The organism is Flavobacterium granuli (genome assembly GCF_900129705.1).
In the GTDB taxonomy this organism is placed as follows: Bacteria; Bacteroidota; Bacteroidia; order Flavobacteriales; family Flavobacteriaceae; genus Flavobacterium; species Flavobacterium granuli.
This window is the reverse complement of record NZ_FQWO01000003.1, coordinates 158,273-175,660: the sequence shown is the minus strand read 5'-3', so window position 1 is coordinate 175,660 and position 17,388 is coordinate 158,273. Positions and strand designations below refer to the sequence as shown.

General features: G+C 34.6%; 15 protein-coding genes. 7 read left to right on the top strand and 8 right to left on the bottom strand.

Annotated features, from left to right (window positions below):
- The first annotated feature begins 4 nt into the window (after positions 1–4).
- The 5 genes from BUB25_RS05790 (at position 5) to BUB25_RS05770 (ending at position 6,283) form a co-directional block, all read left to right on the top strand.
- Positions 5–778, top strand: a complete 774-nt coding sequence (locus BUB25_RS05790) for a superoxide dismutase (protein WP_072941560.1) — start codon at positions 5–7, stop codon at positions 776–778.
- Positions 779–1,015: 237 nt separating this feature from the next.
- Entirely contained in the window at positions 1,016–2,647 is a 1,632-nt protein-coding gene (locus tag BUB25_RS05785; protein ID WP_072941557.1) for an OstA-like protein, read from the top strand.
- An 89-nt stretch (positions 2,648–2,736) separates the two neighbouring features.
- Positions 2,737–3,927, top strand: a complete 1,191-nt coding sequence (locus BUB25_RS05780) for an aspartate aminotransferase family protein (RefSeq protein WP_072941553.1) — start codon at positions 2,737–2,739, stop codon at positions 3,925–3,927.
- A gap of 209 nt (positions 3,928–4,136) precedes the next feature.
- The gene (locus BUB25_RS05775; protein WP_072941550.1) at positions 4,137–5,534 is read left to right on the top strand and encodes a tetratricopeptide repeat protein; all 1,398 of its coding nucleotides are present in this window, start codon (positions 4,137–4,139) and stop codon (positions 5,532–5,534) included.
- Positions 5,534–6,283, top strand: a complete 750-nt coding sequence (locus tag BUB25_RS05770) for a shikimate dehydrogenase family protein (protein WP_072941547.1) — start codon at positions 5,534–5,536, stop codon at positions 6,281–6,283. The genes BUB25_RS05775 and BUB25_RS05770 overlap by 1 nt, the downstream gene beginning before the upstream one ends.
- Positions 6,284–6,428: 145 nt before the next feature.
- Here BUB25_RS05770 and BUB25_RS05765 read toward each other — a convergent pair whose 3' ends face one another.
- Complete coding sequence (locus tag BUB25_RS05765) at positions 6,429–6,863, bottom strand: WxcM-like domain-containing protein (RefSeq protein WP_072941544.1); 435 nt, start codon at positions 6,861–6,863, stop codon at positions 6,429–6,431.
- A 459-nt stretch (positions 6,864–7,322) separates the two neighbouring features.
- On the opposite strand from BUB25_RS05765, the gene BUB25_RS05760 reads away from it, so the two are divergent.
- Together BUB25_RS05760 and hemN are read left to right on the top strand one after the other, a co-directional pair.
- Positions 7,323–9,335: a DUF349 domain-containing protein gene (locus tag BUB25_RS05760; RefSeq protein WP_072942080.1), complete on the top strand. Its 2,013-nt coding sequence runs from the start codon at positions 7,323–7,325 to the stop codon at positions 9,333–9,335.
- Between the two features lie 141 nt (positions 9,336–9,476).
- On the top strand, positions 9,477–10,844 hold the full coding sequence (hemN, locus tag BUB25_RS05755) for an oxygen-independent coproporphyrinogen III oxidase (RefSeq protein ID WP_072941540.1): 1,368 nt from the start codon (positions 9,477–9,479) through the stop codon (positions 10,842–10,844).
- 151 nt (positions 10,845–10,995) lie between these two features.
- Here the strand turns inward: hemN and BUB25_RS05750 are convergent, their stop codons facing one another.
- The 7 genes from BUB25_RS05750 to ccoN form a co-directional block, all read right to left on the bottom strand.
- Positions 10,996–11,229, bottom strand: coding sequence for an HP1242/YdcH family protein (locus tag BUB25_RS05750; protein WP_072941537.1), 234 nt, complete (start codon positions 11,227–11,229; stop codon positions 10,996–10,998).
- Between the two features lie 38 nt (positions 11,230–11,267).
- The gene (locus BUB25_RS05745; protein ID WP_072942077.1) at positions 11,268–11,969 is read right to left on the bottom strand and encodes a sulfite exporter TauE/SafE family protein; all 702 of its coding nucleotides are present in this window, start codon (positions 11,967–11,969) and stop codon (positions 11,268–11,270) included.
- Positions 11,970–12,066: 97 nt separating this feature from the next.
- Positions 12,067–12,516: a FixH family protein gene (locus tag BUB25_RS05740; RefSeq protein WP_072941534.1), complete on the bottom strand. Its 450-nt coding sequence runs from the start codon at positions 12,514–12,516 to the stop codon at positions 12,067–12,069.
- A gap of 136 nt (positions 12,517–12,652) precedes the next feature.
- The gene (gene ccoG, locus BUB25_RS05735; protein WP_072941531.1) at positions 12,653–14,071 is read right to left on the bottom strand and encodes a cytochrome c oxidase accessory protein CcoG; all 1,419 of its coding nucleotides are present in this window, start codon (positions 14,069–14,071) and stop codon (positions 12,653–12,655) included.
- A 38-nt stretch (positions 14,072–14,109) separates the two neighbouring features.
- Positions 14,110–14,994: a cbb3-type cytochrome c oxidase N-terminal domain-containing protein gene (locus BUB25_RS05730; RefSeq protein WP_072941528.1), complete on the bottom strand. Its 885-nt coding sequence runs from the start codon at positions 14,992–14,994 to the stop codon at positions 14,110–14,112.
- Positions 14,995–15,019: 25 nt separating this feature from the next.
- Complete coding sequence (locus BUB25_RS05725; RefSeq protein WP_072941525.1) at positions 15,020–15,190, bottom strand: cytochrome C oxidase subunit IV; 171 nt, start codon at positions 15,188–15,190, stop codon at positions 15,020–15,022.
- Positions 15,191–15,202: 12 nt separating this feature from the next.
- Positions 15,203–17,386: a cytochrome-c oxidase, cbb3-type subunit I gene (gene ccoN / locus BUB25_RS05720; RefSeq protein WP_072941504.1), complete on the bottom strand. Its 2,184-nt coding sequence runs from the start codon at positions 17,384–17,386 to the stop codon at positions 15,203–15,205.
- Positions 17,387–17,388: the final 2 nt, after the last annotated feature.

Sequence of the window (17,388 nt, the reverse complement as noted above, 5' to 3'; positions counted from 1 at the left end):
TAAAATGAAAAAGATTAACTTTATACTAGGCCTATTATTGTTTAGTTTTTTAGTTTCATGCAACGACAAAAAATTGACTGAAGTTGTAGAAGTTCCATTACCTACGGCCGAAGAAAAAATATCCATTGGACTTCCTGATGATGTTAGAGCCAATCAAGGTTCTTTTCAACTGGAAAAATTGCCATATCCATACGATGCCTTGGCTCCAACAATTTCCCCTTTAACCCTGGAAATGCATTATTCTAAACATTACTTAACCTATACCAACAACCTTAATAATGCCGTTGCCGGAACAGCTTTAGAGAATGAAACTATAGAAAACATCTTAGCAAAACTGGATCTTGACAATGCCGATTTAAGAAACAATGCTGGAGGATATTACAATCATACTCTATATTGGGAATCTATGGCCCCTAATGCTGGTGGTGCTCCCAAAGACACTTTGGCAACCGCAATCACAAGAGATTTTGGGTCTTATGAAAATTTTGTTTCCGCTTTCAAGGCCGAATCATCAAAACAATTTGGTTCAGCTTGGGTTTGGCTGGTGGTTGACAAATATAAAAAACTTCAGATTACCAGTACCCAAAATCAAGACAATCCCTTAATGAGAAATGCAGCTGTTCCCGGAACACCTATTTTAGCTCTGGATCTCTGGGAACACGCATACTATTTAGGTTACCAATACAGACGACAAAACTACATTGATTCATTTTTTAATGTAATCAATTGGAAAAAAGTAGGCGAAAATTACGAAGCCGCCATAAGAAGGAAATACTAACAGATTTCAATTATAATAAAAGTAATGCTGATGCCGCTAACCTTGTTATGGCATCAGCTTTTTTTATTAAAAAACTAAACTTGGATCCCTTTAAAAATACCCATTTGAACGCTTGAAATTCCTCTTCTCATTATTCTAAAAATAAAAAAGTCTATTCTCTTTTCCTATTTTATAAATAAATGCTAATATGAATTGGGTTTGTTTCCTTTTTCATAAATTTGACGAAAAATAAATCCATTGAATAAATCACTATTTTTCATCTGTTGCAGTTTACTGATACTCTGTTCAAAAAGTATTTGGGCTCAAAGTCCAAAAAAAATTATCATTGAACATTCTGATTATGCAGATGTAAATCAGATCGAAATTCCCGATGCTTTTTTACTTACAGGAAACGTAATTGTAAATCATGACGGAATTGTACTAACTTGTAATAAAGCCTACTATTTTCAAAAAGAAAATTACATCAAAGCTTTCGGAAACGTACAATTAGTTCAAGGCGATACCCTTTATCTCAACAGCAGATATGCTGAATACAATGGCAACTTAAAGCAAGCATTTGCCACCGGAGACGCCGTTATGAGTTCGCCTGATGCTACTCTGGCCACAGATACAATCAACTTTAACCGCAACACACAGGAAGTATATTACAATACAAAGGGAGTCATTAACAATAAGGAAAACACTTTGACTTCTAAGTCGGGAAAATACTATGTCGAACAGAAAAAGTTCCAATTCCTAACAGCGGTTACCATTACAAATCCTACCTATGTGATCAAATCCAATCACTTGGATTATTTTAGTAATTCAGGACATTCCTATCTTTTTGGTCCTTCAACAATTACGAGCAAGAAAAACTTTATCTATACCGAAAAAGGATTTTACGACACCAAAAAAAATCTAGGGCATTTTCTTCGAAAATCTTATATCAAATATGAAGATCGATTAATTGAAGGTGACAGTTTATATTATGATCGAGGACGGGAATTTGCTTCAGCCACACGCAATGTAAAAATAACCGATTCCATCAATCGCGGAATTGTCAAAGGCCATTATGCCGAGCTTTACAAAAAAGTAGATTCGATGTATGTTACCAAAAGAGCCGTAGCAATCAATTTTGTCCAAAACGACTCGGTTTACATTCATGGAAAGAAATTGATGGTAACCGGTAAAGAAGGAAACCGCATTATTCGAGCTTTCAACAATGTTCGCTTTTTCAAAACCGATATGAGCGGCAAATGCGATTCGATTCATTCGAGTTCAAAAACAGCCTTGACAAAATTAATAGGAAATCCGATATTATGGAATGGCGAAAACCAGATTACGGGAGACATCATGCATCTTATAGGCAACAATACAACACAGCAACTCGATTCCCTAAAAGTGCTCAATAATACTTTTCTGGTCTCGAAAGACACACTGGGAACCGGCTATAATCAAGTAAAAGGACTCAATCTCTATGGAAAATTCAAAGAAGGAAAACTCCATGATGTAGACGTCGTAAAAAATACTGAAGTCGTTTATTATATGCGAAATGATGCCCAGGAGCTCATTGGTATCAACAAAAATGTAAGCAGCAAAATCAATTTAATTATAGAGAATAATGCTGTTGAAACAATAACTTTTTTTAATCAAGTGGATGGCGATATCTTCCCAGAAGAAGAATTACCTGAAAATGGAAGAAAATTAAAAGGACTCCTCTGGCGTGGCGACGAAAGGATTAAATCCAAAGATGATATTTTTCCGCCAGAAGAAAATGAACTTAATGCCAAATTAATCAAAGAAGGAAAAGCGGAAGACGCAAAAGAAAATGTTCCGATGAAAATAAGAAAGGAAACATTGAACTATGACAAAAAGAAGAAGAAAAAGTAGGCAGTTATCAATCGGCAGTATTCAGTTTTAATCAATACCTGAAAATTCCGAGAACTTTGCAAAAATCTTTTCGGTTAAAAAAAACAAACATGAACAACGATTTCATTAAATACCAAGCACAAACTTCCCCTCATCCATTGGGCATGGAAGTATCCTACGCAAAAGGCTCTTATATTTACGATACTAACAATAAAAAATACCTGGATTTTGTAGCGGGTGTCTCCGCCTGCACGCTGGGACATCAACCGGAAAGAGTAAACCAAGCCATAAAGGAACAACTGGATAAATATTCGCATGTTATGGTTTATGGGGAATATTCTCAAAGCCCAGCAGTCGAGTTTTGCAAACTCATGGCCTCGCTCCTACCCGAACCTTTGGACAAAACTTATTTAGTAAACTCAGGCACAGAGGCAATTGAAGGCGCATTAAAACTAGCGAGACGAGTTACCGGCAGAAGCCAATTAATTTCTTGCCACAATGCTTATCACGGCAATACGATGGGATCGATGAGTATCATGGGATTTGAGGAACGCAAACAAGTTTTTCGCCCATTAATTCCCGATGTTGATTTCATCACTTTCAACAATGAAGCCGATCTGGAGAAAATAACCACAAAAACAGCTGGAATCGTTCTGGAAACCATACAAGGAGGCGCCGGATTCATTCAGCCTGATAATGATTTTCTTAAAAAAGTGCGTAAACGTTGTACTGAGATGGGAGCGCTGATGATTCTGGATGAAATACAACCAGGCTTTGGGAGAACAGGAAAACTTTTTGGCTTTCAAAATTACGATGTAGTACCTGATGTGGTGGTAATGGGAAAAGGAATGGGTTCTGGTATGCCAGTAGGAGCATTTACAGCTTCGTCGGCTATGATGGATTTATTAAGTGATAATCCAAAACTGGGACACATCACTACTTTTGGTGGTCACCCTGTCATTGCGTCAGCCTGTTTAGCCACCTTGAAAGAAATTACCGAAACTAATCTAATGCCCGAAGCCTTAGAAAAAGAAAAACTATTTAAATCACTTTTGGTACATCCTTTGATACAAGAAGTTAGAGGAAAAGGGTTAATGCTTGCCGCAATGACAAAAAGTGCAGCAATAACGAATGAAGTGATATTAAAATGTCAAGACAAAGGTCTTATTTTATTCTGGTTACTATTTGAAGGATGTGCGATTCGAATTACGCCGCCGCTTACAATTTCTGAACAGGAAATACGCGAAGGTTGCGCAATAATGTTAGAAGTAATGGATGAAATAATGAACAGCAGTCTATAAATAACAATTTTGATTATCATCTATAACAATATAATTTTATTTCGATTCTAATACTGGTTTTGCATTTTCGAAACCGAAAAATTATAAAAAATCGATTTAAATCTCCCTATAGAATGTTAATTAAATTGTTCACAACAATTCCACTTTTTCTTCCGAATAACAGTAAGGATGCCTAATTTTAAATAGGCCAAATTCAAAAAAAACAAAGTATGCAATTAAGCAACGAAGAAGAAGATTATAACTTATCTCTGTCAAAATTTGAGTCGATGTTAAAAACGAACAAAGTGCTCTTTTTTGACTCCGAAGAATTTGAAGAAATCATACTTCATTATCTCGATATGGGTAAGGCCGCTTTGGCAAAAAAAGCATTAAAACTAGCACTGGATCAACACCCTAAATCGACGGGATTGAAGTTGGTTCAAGTAGAAATGCTTGTATTTGACGACAAACTGGATATAGCTGAAAAATTACTCAACGAGCTATATGCCTTTGAACCTACTAATGAAGAAATTTACATTCAAAAAGCCAATATTTGCTCTAAACGTGACCAGCATGAAAAAGCGGTTGCCTACTTAGAAACAGCTTTAGAATACACCGATGATTATGCCGATGTCTATAACTTAATAGGGATGGAATACCTGTTTATGGATAATCTGGAACTGGCAAAAGAAAGCTTCATCAAATGCCTTGAAGAAGATCTCGAAGACCAATCTGCATTGTACAATGTGGTATATTGTTTCGAATTTTTAGATCAAAACCTTGACGCTATTGCCTATCTAAATAAATACATCGACAAAAATCCGTATAGTGAAATTGCCTGGCATCAGATGGGACGTTTGTATTATGGTGTAAAAGACTATGAAAATGCCATCCGTGCCTTTGATTATGCAACGCTGATTGATGACGAATTCTTAGGTGCTTTCATGGAAAGAGCCAAAGCTTACGAAAGATTAGAAAAATACGAAGAAGCGATTGAAAGCTACAGCCGTACCATCGAGCTCGATGACGCGACTTCTTATGCCTTACTTCGAATAGGAAAATGCCATGAAAAATTAGGCAATACCGCATTAGCATTAAAATATTACAACGAAACGGTACATGAAGACCCTCTTTTAGACAAAGGTTGGGTTGCTATTACTGATTTCTATGTCCGTCAAAAAAACTTTGAGAAAGCATTATTTTATGTCAACAAAGCTTTAGCTATAGACAATCAAAACCGTTTATACTGGAAACGATATGCAACAATAAACAAACAGATGAACTTCTTTGAAGAAGCTGAATTTGGTTATAGAAAAGCAGTAGAATTTGGCGATACAGGATTAGACACTTGGTTATTTTGGGTAGATATCCTTCAATTTTTAGGTGAATTTGAAAGTGCCATTCAAACTTTATTACAGGCCTCAGAATATTATCCCGAAGAAAACGAAGTCGAATACCGTTTGGCTGGATTGTACTTTATGATTCAAGACAATACCAAAGCTAAATTCCATTTGAGCAATGCTTTGCGATTGAATTTTGACAATTATATTCTTCTTGAAGATTTATTCCCTGTGGTTTGGACTAAAAAAACGGTGCAAAATTATATCGCGAAACACAATAAAGAATAATGGTCGAAATAGAAAAAAAACGCTTTGGCCTATTAGGGCGCAACATTAGCTATTCTTTTTCAAAAGGATATTTTACTGAAAAATTTAAAAAAGAAAACTCTGAAGATTGTTCTTACGAAAACTTTGACATCGCAGAAATCAGTGCTTTTACCGAACTAATAAAGAGCAATCCCAATTTAAAAGGCCTGAATGTCACTATTCCTTATAAAGAATCTGTTCTTCCTTTTTTAGATAAATTATCAAAAAAGGCGGCTAAAATAGGCGCCGTAAACACGATTAAAATTACCAAAAAAGGCAAATTAAAAGGCTACAATACCGATTATTATGGTTTTCAAAAATCACTTGAACCCTTATTGCAAGCCCATCATAAAAAAGCCTTAATTCTAGGAACAGGAGGTGCTTCAAAAGGAGTTGCTTTTGCTTTAGACGAATTGGGAATTTCTTATGTTTTTGTATCAAGAACTCCTTCCGAAAATGCGATTGACTACAATCAAATTAATGCTGATACTTTCAATGAATATCAAATAATCATCAACTCGACACCAGTAGGTACAAGTCCTAATATTGAGGCTTTTCCGTTGATTCCTTATGATTTTTTCACTCAAAAGCACATTGCATACGACTTGATTTACAATCCTGAAGAAACTCAATTTCTTAAAAAAGCGAAAGAAAAAGGAGCTCAAATCAAAAATGGTCTCGACATGCTCATTTTTCAAGCAGAGAAGGCTTGGTCCATTTGGAATAAATAAAAAATTAACATAATAAAAATCGTCTGGATTTAAATTAATTCTAACTCAATTAGGTTACTTATTTAAATCCAGACGATTTTTTATATAATTCCGAAAAACTAAATCAGCCTTACGTAATTCAATCTCAGCACATTCTTTTAAAAAATTATATTTTAGACCAATCCACCCAATTATTGGCATCGTAACGCCAAGAATCCTCATAGGCTTCCGGAATTCGTTTGCCGGAAAAAACCATCAAAACACTATCTTTATCATGTGCTTTTATGCAATTGGCATAGCCCATAGGCAAGCAAATAACTTCACTTGTTTCTTCTGAAATTTCAAAAATTTCTGCTTTTAAATCTTTTGAAGGCGCATCCCAATCATCAATTTTAACAAAAGCCATCGTAAATGAACCCTTAACACATTGAAACCATTTTTTTTCAAATTGGTGTGCATGCCAACCTCTTATAACCTTTGGATCTGGATGATGAATGAAATAATAACGCTCCACTTCTCCAAATCTAAAACTGTTTAAGGAGGAAATCTGACCGCGATGATCATTAAAAATCTCCCCTTTAATCACTTCAATTTCACTCATAATTTAAAATTATATTCTAAAAAAACTTAATTAACAACCTCGAATATCCCCAAAAATGGGCTTTTCGACAAAAATAGAGCTTTGAAGTAAAATTGCTCTCTCTCTTATAAAAAAATTAAAAAATTAAACACTCTGTTTCAATGTAAGCCCAACAAAATCAGCGGAATTGTAACATAAAAACTCTTATTTGTTAAAAAAATAAAATCCTGTATCAACAAGACTCTTATTGCTTTTTAGAAGTAATTTTATAGAACTACCTTAAATTTTACCTACAGTAAAATCTTATTTTTATTTTCCTTTTCGAATAACTAAACAGTCAAACCGAATAGCAAGAAATTGCTTCGAAATGAAAAAAAAATTAACACAATACAACTATAAACAAAGGATTTATTTTGAATTTCAATGCGCCTTTACTATCTTTCGCATTCAATTTTAGTAAAAACCTTAAACATTGAAAAAATGTTAGAAGAAAAGAATGATAACCTGCTTGAAGCAGATGGAAATTTAGCCCAAGATTCGAATGAATCAAATCAGTCCAATATTGAAACATTGGAAACAGCCACTTTTGCAGAGCAAAATGACACTGCAGCTGCTCAGCACAACAATGTTGCAACTCCTGATGAAATGGTAGATAATAAGAAAACAACACCTTCAAGCAAGCAAACAGCTCTTGATGCCATAGCTGATACCAACGCAGAAGAAAGCGAAGACGAAACCTTAAAAGACCGTCATGAAATTCCAATGCAAGACTATGAGACCTTGTCTATGGAAATATTAGTAGATGAACTGAAAAAATTAGTTTCTACTGACAAGGTTATGTCTGTAAAAGATCATATTGAAGAATTAAAAAAAGCCTTTTTAGCAAAATACAATCACTTTATTGAAGAGAAAAAAGAAGAATTTCACAATGAGAATCCAGATTCTACAGATGAATTTCAATATCATTTTCCTCTAAAAGTAAAATTTGACCAATATTACTCTCTTTACAGAGACAACAAAAACAATCATTTTAAGAGTCTCCAGACCAACTTAAAATCCAATTTAGAAAACAGATTAGCCATCGTTGAGGAATTGAAAGAATTGATCAATCCGCAAGAAAACATCAAGGACACCTTAAAACATTTTAATGAATTAAGGGAGCGATGGAAAAATGCGGGACCGATACCTAAAGACAAATACAATCACGTTTGGAATAACTATCATTTTCATGTGGAGAATTTCTACGATTATTTGCATCTGGACCGCGAAGCAAGAGATTTGGATTTCAAACACAATTTAGAACAAAAACAAAAAATTGTTAGCCGTGTAGAAGAATTGCTCCACGAAGCAGATGTAAATAAAGCCTTCAGGGAATTACAAGATTTACATCGAATTTGGAAGGAAGACATTGGTCCTGTTTCTAGAGAACATCGTGATGAAATATGGAATCAATTTAGTGATTTGACAAAAAAAATGCACGATAAACGTGAAATTTTGTTTGAAAAACTAAGAGGTAGCGAACTTGAAAATTTAGAAAAGAAAAAACAAATAATCGCCGAGATTGAAGTTTTGGCAACCATCAGAGTCAATTCTCACTCACAATGGCTAGTGCAAATTGAAAAAGTAGAAGCTTTAAGAACCGCTTTTTTCTCAACAGGAAAAGTGCCTTCGGAAGTGAATGAAGAAACTTGGGCCTCATTTAAAACGGCAGTCAGAAACTTTAATTCTTTCAAAAATTCTTTTTACAAAGACATCAAAAAAGACCAAAACGAAAATTTAAACAAAAAGAATGCACTCGTTGCCAAAGCACAAGAATTAAAAGACAGTGATGATTTTGAAGCAACTACACCAATCATGAAGCAAATTCAAGAGGAGTGGAAAAAAATAGGGCATGTACCAAGAAAATATTCAGATAAAATCTGGAAAGAGTTTAAAGAGGCCTGTAATCATTATTTTGACAAATTAAAAGAGCAAAAACATGATGAAAACACTGATGAGATGCAAGCTTTTGACAAAAAGAAAGCTTATCTGGAAACTCTAAGGGAATTTCAACTGACCGGTGACCACAAAACAGATTTGGATGCCATAAAATTACATATTGAAAACTGGAAAACTTTTGGTAAAGTTCCTTTCCCAAGGAGACACATTGAAGGTAAGTTCAATAAAATCTTAGACGCCCTTTTTGACAAATTAAGTTTGAGTAAAAAAGATACTGACATGATTCGTTTTGCCAATAGAATGGACAACCTATCAGAAAGCAACGATGCTCGAAAACTGGAAAACGAGAAGATTTTTATCATGCGTAAAATAGAGGAAGTTCAAAACGAAATCTTCCAATTGGAAAACAATATTCAATTTTTTGCAAATACCCGAAATGCAAAAAAAGAAAATTCAATTGTTTTAGAAGTTCGCAAGAATATAGCAATTCACAAAGAAAGTCTGGATACTTGGAAAGAAAAACTGAGACAGTTAAGAAACCTCAACCAAGAATAAAAATCAATTCTTTTATTTAAAAGAACAAGCCTCATCCTAGAAATAGCATGAGGCTTTTTTTTAAAAACCGGTTGGCATGATAATTATCATTTTAATTATTCGTAAATCAAACTACTTTTGAACTTAGAAAATTTCTTTGCTATGAAAAGTTCAATGATTCAAAAATACAATGTCCCTGGTCCAAGATACACCAGTTACCCTACAGTTCCGTACTGGAATGAAGAAGCCTTTCTATATCAGAACTGGATTGACACCTTAAAAAAATCATTTGCAGAAAGCAATTCTAAAGAAGGCGGAATCAGTCTCTATATCCACCTCCCTTTTTGCGAAAGCTTATGTACTTTTTGTGGGTGCAATAAACGCATTACAAAGAACCACGAAGTTGAAAACCCATATATCGAAGCTATTCTAAAAGAATGGGCGTTGTATTGCGAGATATTGACCGAAAAGCCCATGATAAAAGAAATTCATCTGGGAGGAGGAACTCCTACTTTTTTTTCGTCGAAAAACTTAGAATATTTAATCAACGGTATTTTTTCTAAGGCAGGTCGTGCCGATGATTATGAGTTCAGCTTTGAGGGACATCCTAACAACACTACTAGAGAACATTTACAAAAACTATATGATTTAGGCTTTAGAAGAGTGAGCTTTGGTGTGCAAGACTATTCTGAAAAAGTTCAAAAAGCCATTCATAGAGAACAACCCTTTCATAATGTGGCAAAAGTCACTTTTTGGGCAAGAGAAATTGGTTATACCTCAATTGGTCACGACATAATTTTTGGATTGCCATTTCAGGAAATAGAGGATGTGGTAGACACGATTGAAAAAACAAAATCGTTACAACCGGATAGACTAGCGTTTTACAGCTATGCACATGTGCCTTGGATCAAAGGAAACGGACAGCGTGGTTTTAAGGATGAAGACATTCCAAAAGACGAAAAAAAGCGAATGTTATATGAAATAGGAAAGAAACTATTATTCAAAAATGGTTATCATGAAATTGGTATGGATCATTTTGCACTAAAAACAGACAGCCTATTTGAATCCTTTAAAAATGGAGAATTGCATCGTAACTTTATGGGTTATAGCTCTTCAAAAACACAACTGATGATTGGTTTAGGGGTATCTTCAATAAGTGATAGCTGGTATAGTTTTGCCCAAAATGTAAAAAAAATTGAAGACTATTATCAATTACTAGAAACCAATAAACTCCCCATATTTAGAGGCCATTTATTAACTAATGAGGATCTGATTATCCGCAAACACATTCTCAACCTAATGTGTCAATTTGAAACTTCCTGGAAAGACGAATCTATCTATTTTGAAGAAATTCCGGAGATTTTGACTCAATTGAAAGAAATGGAAAATGACAAACTCCTTATCATCAAAAAAGATAAAATTAGAGTTACAGAAGCCGGTAAACCTTATGTGCGTAATATCTGTATGGCCTTTGACTTGCTTTTAAAACGAAAAGCTCCCGCAACTAAATTATTCTCTATGACAATTTAAAAACTGATATAAAACTTAAACAAACAAAGCACGCCATAGAGCGTGCTTTGTTTGTTATCTAAAATTTTCTGTAAAAATCACTCCTTTAAAAAGCTAGAAATTAAATTTGCCCTAGTTTTTCGAGAGTAAAAATAACTACCAAAATATACCATTACTCTTTTTGCAACATCGCCACTAATTCATCTTTCATAAAAAGAAATCTGGCTTTTAATTCATGGGCATATTCATCAATAACAACTTCTTCTCCATCATTTATTCGATGGATTTTATGTTCTAATTCATGGTATTCATCAAATAATTCTCGAAATTGAGGATTACTAACTTTCAGTTGATGAATTTTCTCCTGATATTCAGGAAATTCGTGTAATAAATCGTGTCTTTCCATCGCTCTTAAAATTTAAGTTAAATATAAGAAAAATTAATCTAATGACAATCAGCAGTTTGCCGAATAAACAAACTCATATTGGATGGAGAAATATAAGGAATCCCCAATCCTAAGCCTCTTAAAATAAATAGAACTCCAATTATTACAGCAACATAGGGAATTGCTTTTTGTATCTTATTTCGGGTTTTGACAGTCAAGAAAGAGTTCAAATAGACAATACTACTCATCATAGGTATTGTTCCTAATCCAAAAAGAATCATATACAACACACCAAAACCAACACTTTGCATCGCTATAGCCCCAAATAAAGCAACATATACCATACCGCAAGGCAAAAAACCATTGAGTAATCCTATTATAAAAAGTGATTTGTAACTCTTATTTCTAAACTGACTCCCTAAACTTTGTTTAATTTTGGAAATCAATCTATAAACCGGTTTTGAAAAATTATATCTAGCAAAGATTTTCTCAGGAACTAAAACAATTACAATCATTGCCAGGCCAATAAAAATAGACATTTTTTGTTGCATTCCTGCCATGAAAAAGCCTTTACCTACTAATCCGAAAATGAATCCTATAGAACCGTAAGCAGTTAATCTTCCCAGATGATAAGTAAGAATCTGGCTTACTTTCTTAGTAGGATTAGTCCTGTCAACCGGTAACATCATAGCTATTGGACCACACATTCCAATACAATGAAAACTACTGATTAAGCCGAATATGAAAGCGGTATAAAGCATAATCATTTTGAATTTTAGAATACCTATTTTAGAGTGAACATGATTTAAAATCAATTTCCAGTTTGAACTCTTTCTCTATTTTCTCTTAGTTTTAAGCCTACTTAATATAAATTGTTTTCTTAGTCAGGTATTCTTTCCCTTCATATTGCCATTCAATGTTAAGGTCCCATTGACCGCCTACCAAATTTGATTTAGGTATGAGCAAAGATGGATTAGAAATCGAAATTGGGATTTCGAAGTCAAATTTTTTATTAGACGGTCTGTAAAGGGACACTTTTCCTTTTATTTTATTAGGTACAAAAACAGCTGGAAACACAATCGTAACTCCGTTTTCAGCGTTAGTTATAGTGGGTTTTTCAACTAAATCCTGCGCATTTTGTGCGCGTATCATTTCTTCATCAAAACGGGCATCGTGTTTGTAATATTCTTCGACAACCAAATCATTATCGTATTTTGAATCTGATTGTACTTTAATGACAAAATATAAAATAAAAGCCATGAACAACGCTATAGCAATGGCAATCCCTTTTCCCCAATTGATTTTCATATATGTAAAATTAATTTGTTAGTGGTCATATGGTATCGCCTTTTTATTTATTGATGTTTGCTTACGCAAACTTGAAGTTAGTGGCGATTTCATAATTTTAGTTTGAAGTTTGAAGAAAGTTCTTCAAAATTTTTTTTTAGTCAAAACTTCTTGGACTTAAAAAAGTGGTGGTACTCGTTTCAATTTTCTCATCACCATTATAAACCTCAATTCTTAACTTTGTTTTATCACTTTCTAATAAATACTGAGGAATTTCAACAAATAATGTCCCACTTTTCATTCCTTGTTTAGGCACTTCAAGCATTTGACCGCCTACTACCTTTAATGTTCCTTTTATTCCAATTAATTTAAAATGGATTTCTTTGAAATCATTATTGGTTTTATTAATAATTTTATAGGTAAAAACATTACTGATATTATCCCCTTTATGTTGAAAAAGCTGTCCAGGTAATCTTAAGATAGTTGCTTCAACATCTGTTCGCAAAAATAATAATCCTATCAAAACTCCCACTAAGATGACCAAGATTGCGGTATAACCCTTCATTCTTGGTGTGAATTTAAATGCTGCTTTTTTCTCTATCTCGTCTTCTGATGCATAGCGTATAAGGCCTTTTGGCAATCCTACACTTTCCATTATCAAATCACATTCATCAATACAAGCGGTACAGTTTACACACTCTAGCTGGGTTCCGTTTCGAATGTCAATACCCGTTGGACAAACATTGACGCATTGCTTACAATCAATACAATCTCCTTTTCCAGTTGCAGACCTGTCTTCTTGTTTATTGAATTTGGCTCGACCAGCTTCTTTTTCGCCACGAACAAAATCATAGGCTACATTAATGGATTTATTATCTAAAAGAACTCCTTGTAATCTTCCGTAAGGACAGGCAATAATACAAACCTGCTCTCTAAACCACACAAAAATAAAATAGAAAATACCTGTAAAGATCGACAAGGCAATCAGCGTACTCATGTGGTTTGCAGGACCTTCTTCTATCATCTCTATCAAAGTATCGCTACCGATAAGATAAGCTAAAAAGACATTGGCTATTCCAAAAGAAATCAATAAGAAAATAGTCCACTTAATGCCTTTTTTTCTAATTTTTTCCGCATTCCATTCTTGTTTTGACAATCGAATTTGTGAACCTCTGTCCCCTTCAATCCAGTACTCAATTCGGCGGAAAACCATTTCTAGAAAAATCGTTTGGGGGCAGATCCAACCGCAAAATATTCTCCCGAAAATCACCGTAAAAAGGATGACAAAAACCACACCCACAATCATAAAAAGAACAAAAATATAAAAATCCTGCGGCCAAAATGGAAAACCAAAAATATTAAAACGACGCTCCAAAATGTTGAACATCATGAATTGATTACCATCAATTTTTATAAAAGGATTAGCAATTAAAACAATCAACAGAAAATAACTAACCCACTTTCTATATTCATAAAATTTCCCCGAAGGTTTTTTAGGGAAAATAAATTTCCTTTTTCCTTCACCATCAATTGTACCTATGGTATCTCTAAATGCTTGATCTGGTAATTTTGACATTTTTGAATGTTTTAACTTCTATTAAGCAATACTGAATGCTATTTATTTTCTTCAACCCAAAGCTCTCCTTCGGCCTCTTTGGCATCTTTTGGATTACTTCCTTTCAATGACAATATATAACTGGCAACAGCCTGTATTTCTTTGGGTTTCAAAGTCCCTTTCCAAGCAATCATCCCTTTTCCGTCGCGACCTCCATTTGAAATGGTATGGAAGACTTCTTTAATTCCGCCTCCTAAAATCCAATTCTCATCAGTTAGGTTTGGTCCTATTTGTCCTCCTCCATCTGCTCTGTGGCAAGCTGCACAATTGGTTGTGAACAATGTCTCCCCTTTTGCTAAATCTGCAGGTTCTGTCAATAGAGTAACTGTTTTCTCATCCATTAAGTCTGGAGCGTTTTTCATGTACTCAGCTACGTCAATCTTAGCTTGAGCCAATTCTTTTTTAAGCTCCATTTCCTGATTATCACCATCTAATATTTCAAATTTAACCAGATAAACTGCCGAAAAAACGATACAAGCATAGAACAAATAAACCCACCATGGCGGCAAATTATTGTCTAATTCCTTGATGCCATCATAATCATGATTCAATAACAGACCGGCTTCGTTCTCGATAGGTTCAGTTTTAGTAAGGCTTTGCATTAGTTTTTTATACCATTGCTTTTCCTTAAAACTCTTATTATTTTCTTCTTCCAATTTTGACTTTTGGTCATCAGTAAGCAACTGATAGGTCACATTATCAATAGCGCTTATTGTGATTTCTATCGCTATTAAAAGGAAAAGAAACACAAATAAAAACAATGAAACCATTGGGTATTTTATGAACGCCGGACGATCACCTGAGTCAACAAAATATTCCGTTACGCCAAATATGACAAAGAAAATTATTAGTACTCTTAGATATGCTGGAATTAATTTTTTCATTTTAATTATTTTGAAATTATACTAACTAATTATCGTTCAATGGAATTTGACTCAACTCATTGATTTTTTCTTTTTTATAGGACACAACCCATAAACCAAGTCCTACAAAGAAAAAAAAGAAAATTAATAATGACAGTATCGGATAAATCGCAACTCCCGCGATTGTTTCCATGTTATGTTTTATTTGTTCGAACATGACTTTGATTTTTTACTTGTTGTCTTTTACTTTGATATCAGTCCCTAAACGTTGTATGTAGGCAATTAACGCAACGATTTCTCTTTCATGCATAGGAACAAACTTTTCTCCTTTTGCTTGCGCTTTCTTCTTACTGTCTTCATAACTTTTCACAAAATCAGGGTCTGCATGAAGGTTTTCTTCAATCTTTTGGGATTGCTCTTTAATTGCTGTTTTAGCATTGGCAATTTCAGCATCGGTATAAGGCACCCCAAGAGTTTTCATCACTTTCATCTTAGTCTCGATATCCGAAATATCTAAAGCGCTATTGTCAAATAACCATTTATAACCCGGCATGATCGATCCTGAAGAAGTGCTTTGTGGATTCCACATATGGTTAAAATGCCAATTGTCATTATATTTTCCGCCCACTCTTAATAAATCTGGACCAGTACGTTTTGATCCCCAAAGGAAAGGATGATCGTAAACAAACTCCCCTGCTTTAGACTGAGGGCCATATCGTTCTACTTCGCTTCTGAAAGGACGCACCATTTGAGAGTGGCAACCCACACAACCTTCTCGGATGTATAAATCACGACCTTCTAATTCTAAAGGTGAATAGGGTTTCACGCTCGCGATAGTAGGAATGTTCGATTTTACCATGATTGTAGGAACAATTTGAATAATTCCTCCAATCAAGATAGCCACAGTTGCTAAAATTGTCAATTGAATTGGTTTTCTTTCTAACCAAGGATGAAACTTTTCTCCTTTAATTCGTCCACTGCTAATTTTTTGTAATTCAGGAGCTTCCGCTAATTCGTCTTCGATTGTAGCATTGGCTCTGATTGTTTTAGTGATATTATACACTAATACAAACATTCCGATGATATACAGAGTTCCTCCAATGGCTCGCATCCAGTACATTGGCATAATTTGCGTTACCGTTTCCAAGAAATTACCATAAGTTAATGTTCCGTCAGGATTAAATTGTTTCCACATAGAAGCCTGTAAAAATCCGGCAACATACATTGGAAGCGTATAAAGTATAATTCCTAAAGTTCCAATCCAGAAGTGGAAATTTGCCAATTTAATAGAGAACAAAGGTCCTTTAGACATTCTTGGAACCAACCAATAAATCATACCAAAAGCCATAAATCCATTCCAAGCCAATGCTCCTACGTGAACGTGAGCAATAATCCAATCCGTAAAGTGCGCTATTGCATTTACGTTTTTCAAAGACAACATAGGCCCTTCAAAAGTAGCCATACCATAACCTGTAATCGCTACCACAAAAAACTTCAATACAGGATCAACACGAACTTTATCCCAAGCACCGCGCAAAGTTAACAAACCATTTATCATACCTCCCCAAGACGGAGCGATTAACATTACCGAGAAAACAACCCCTAAATTCTGAGCCCAGTTTGGCAAAGCAGAATACAACAGATGGTGAGGACCTGCCCAGATATATAAAAATATTAATGACCAAAAGTGAACAATTGATAAACGGTAAGAATATACCGGACGATTAGCCGCTTTTGGAATAAAATAATACATCAATCCTAAAAACGGAGTAGTCAAGAAAAAAGCTACCGCATTATGTCCATACCACCATTGTACTAAGGCATCCTGAACTCCTGCATAAACAGAATAACTTTTCATCCCAGAAACCGGTATGGCCAAACTATTGAAAATATGCAATACAGCTACCGTAACAAAAGTCGCCAGATAAAACCAGATCGCCACATATAGATGACGCTCTCTTCTTTTTAAGATAGTTCCAATCATATTGATACCAAAAACAACCCAAATCAACGCAATAGCAATGTCTATAGGCCATTCCAGTTCGGCATACTCTTTTGATGAAGTGTATCCCATTGGCAATGAAATTGCAGCAGCGACAATAATCAACTGCCAACCCCAAAAATTAAGGTTACTTAAAAAATCGCTAAACATTCTGGCTTTGAGTAATCTTTGCAAAGAGTAATAAATACCGGCAAACATGGCATTTCCTACGAAGGCAAAAATTACCGCATTAGTGTGCAATGGTCTTAATCTACCAAAACTCAACCAGGAAATTCCGTCGGTAAGATTTGGGAATAAAAAAAGTGTGGCCAATAAAAGACCAACAGCCATGCCCACCACCCCAAAAACGATGGTAGCGTAAATAAACTTTTTTACAATTTTGTTGTCATAATAAAACTGCTGCATTTCCATAA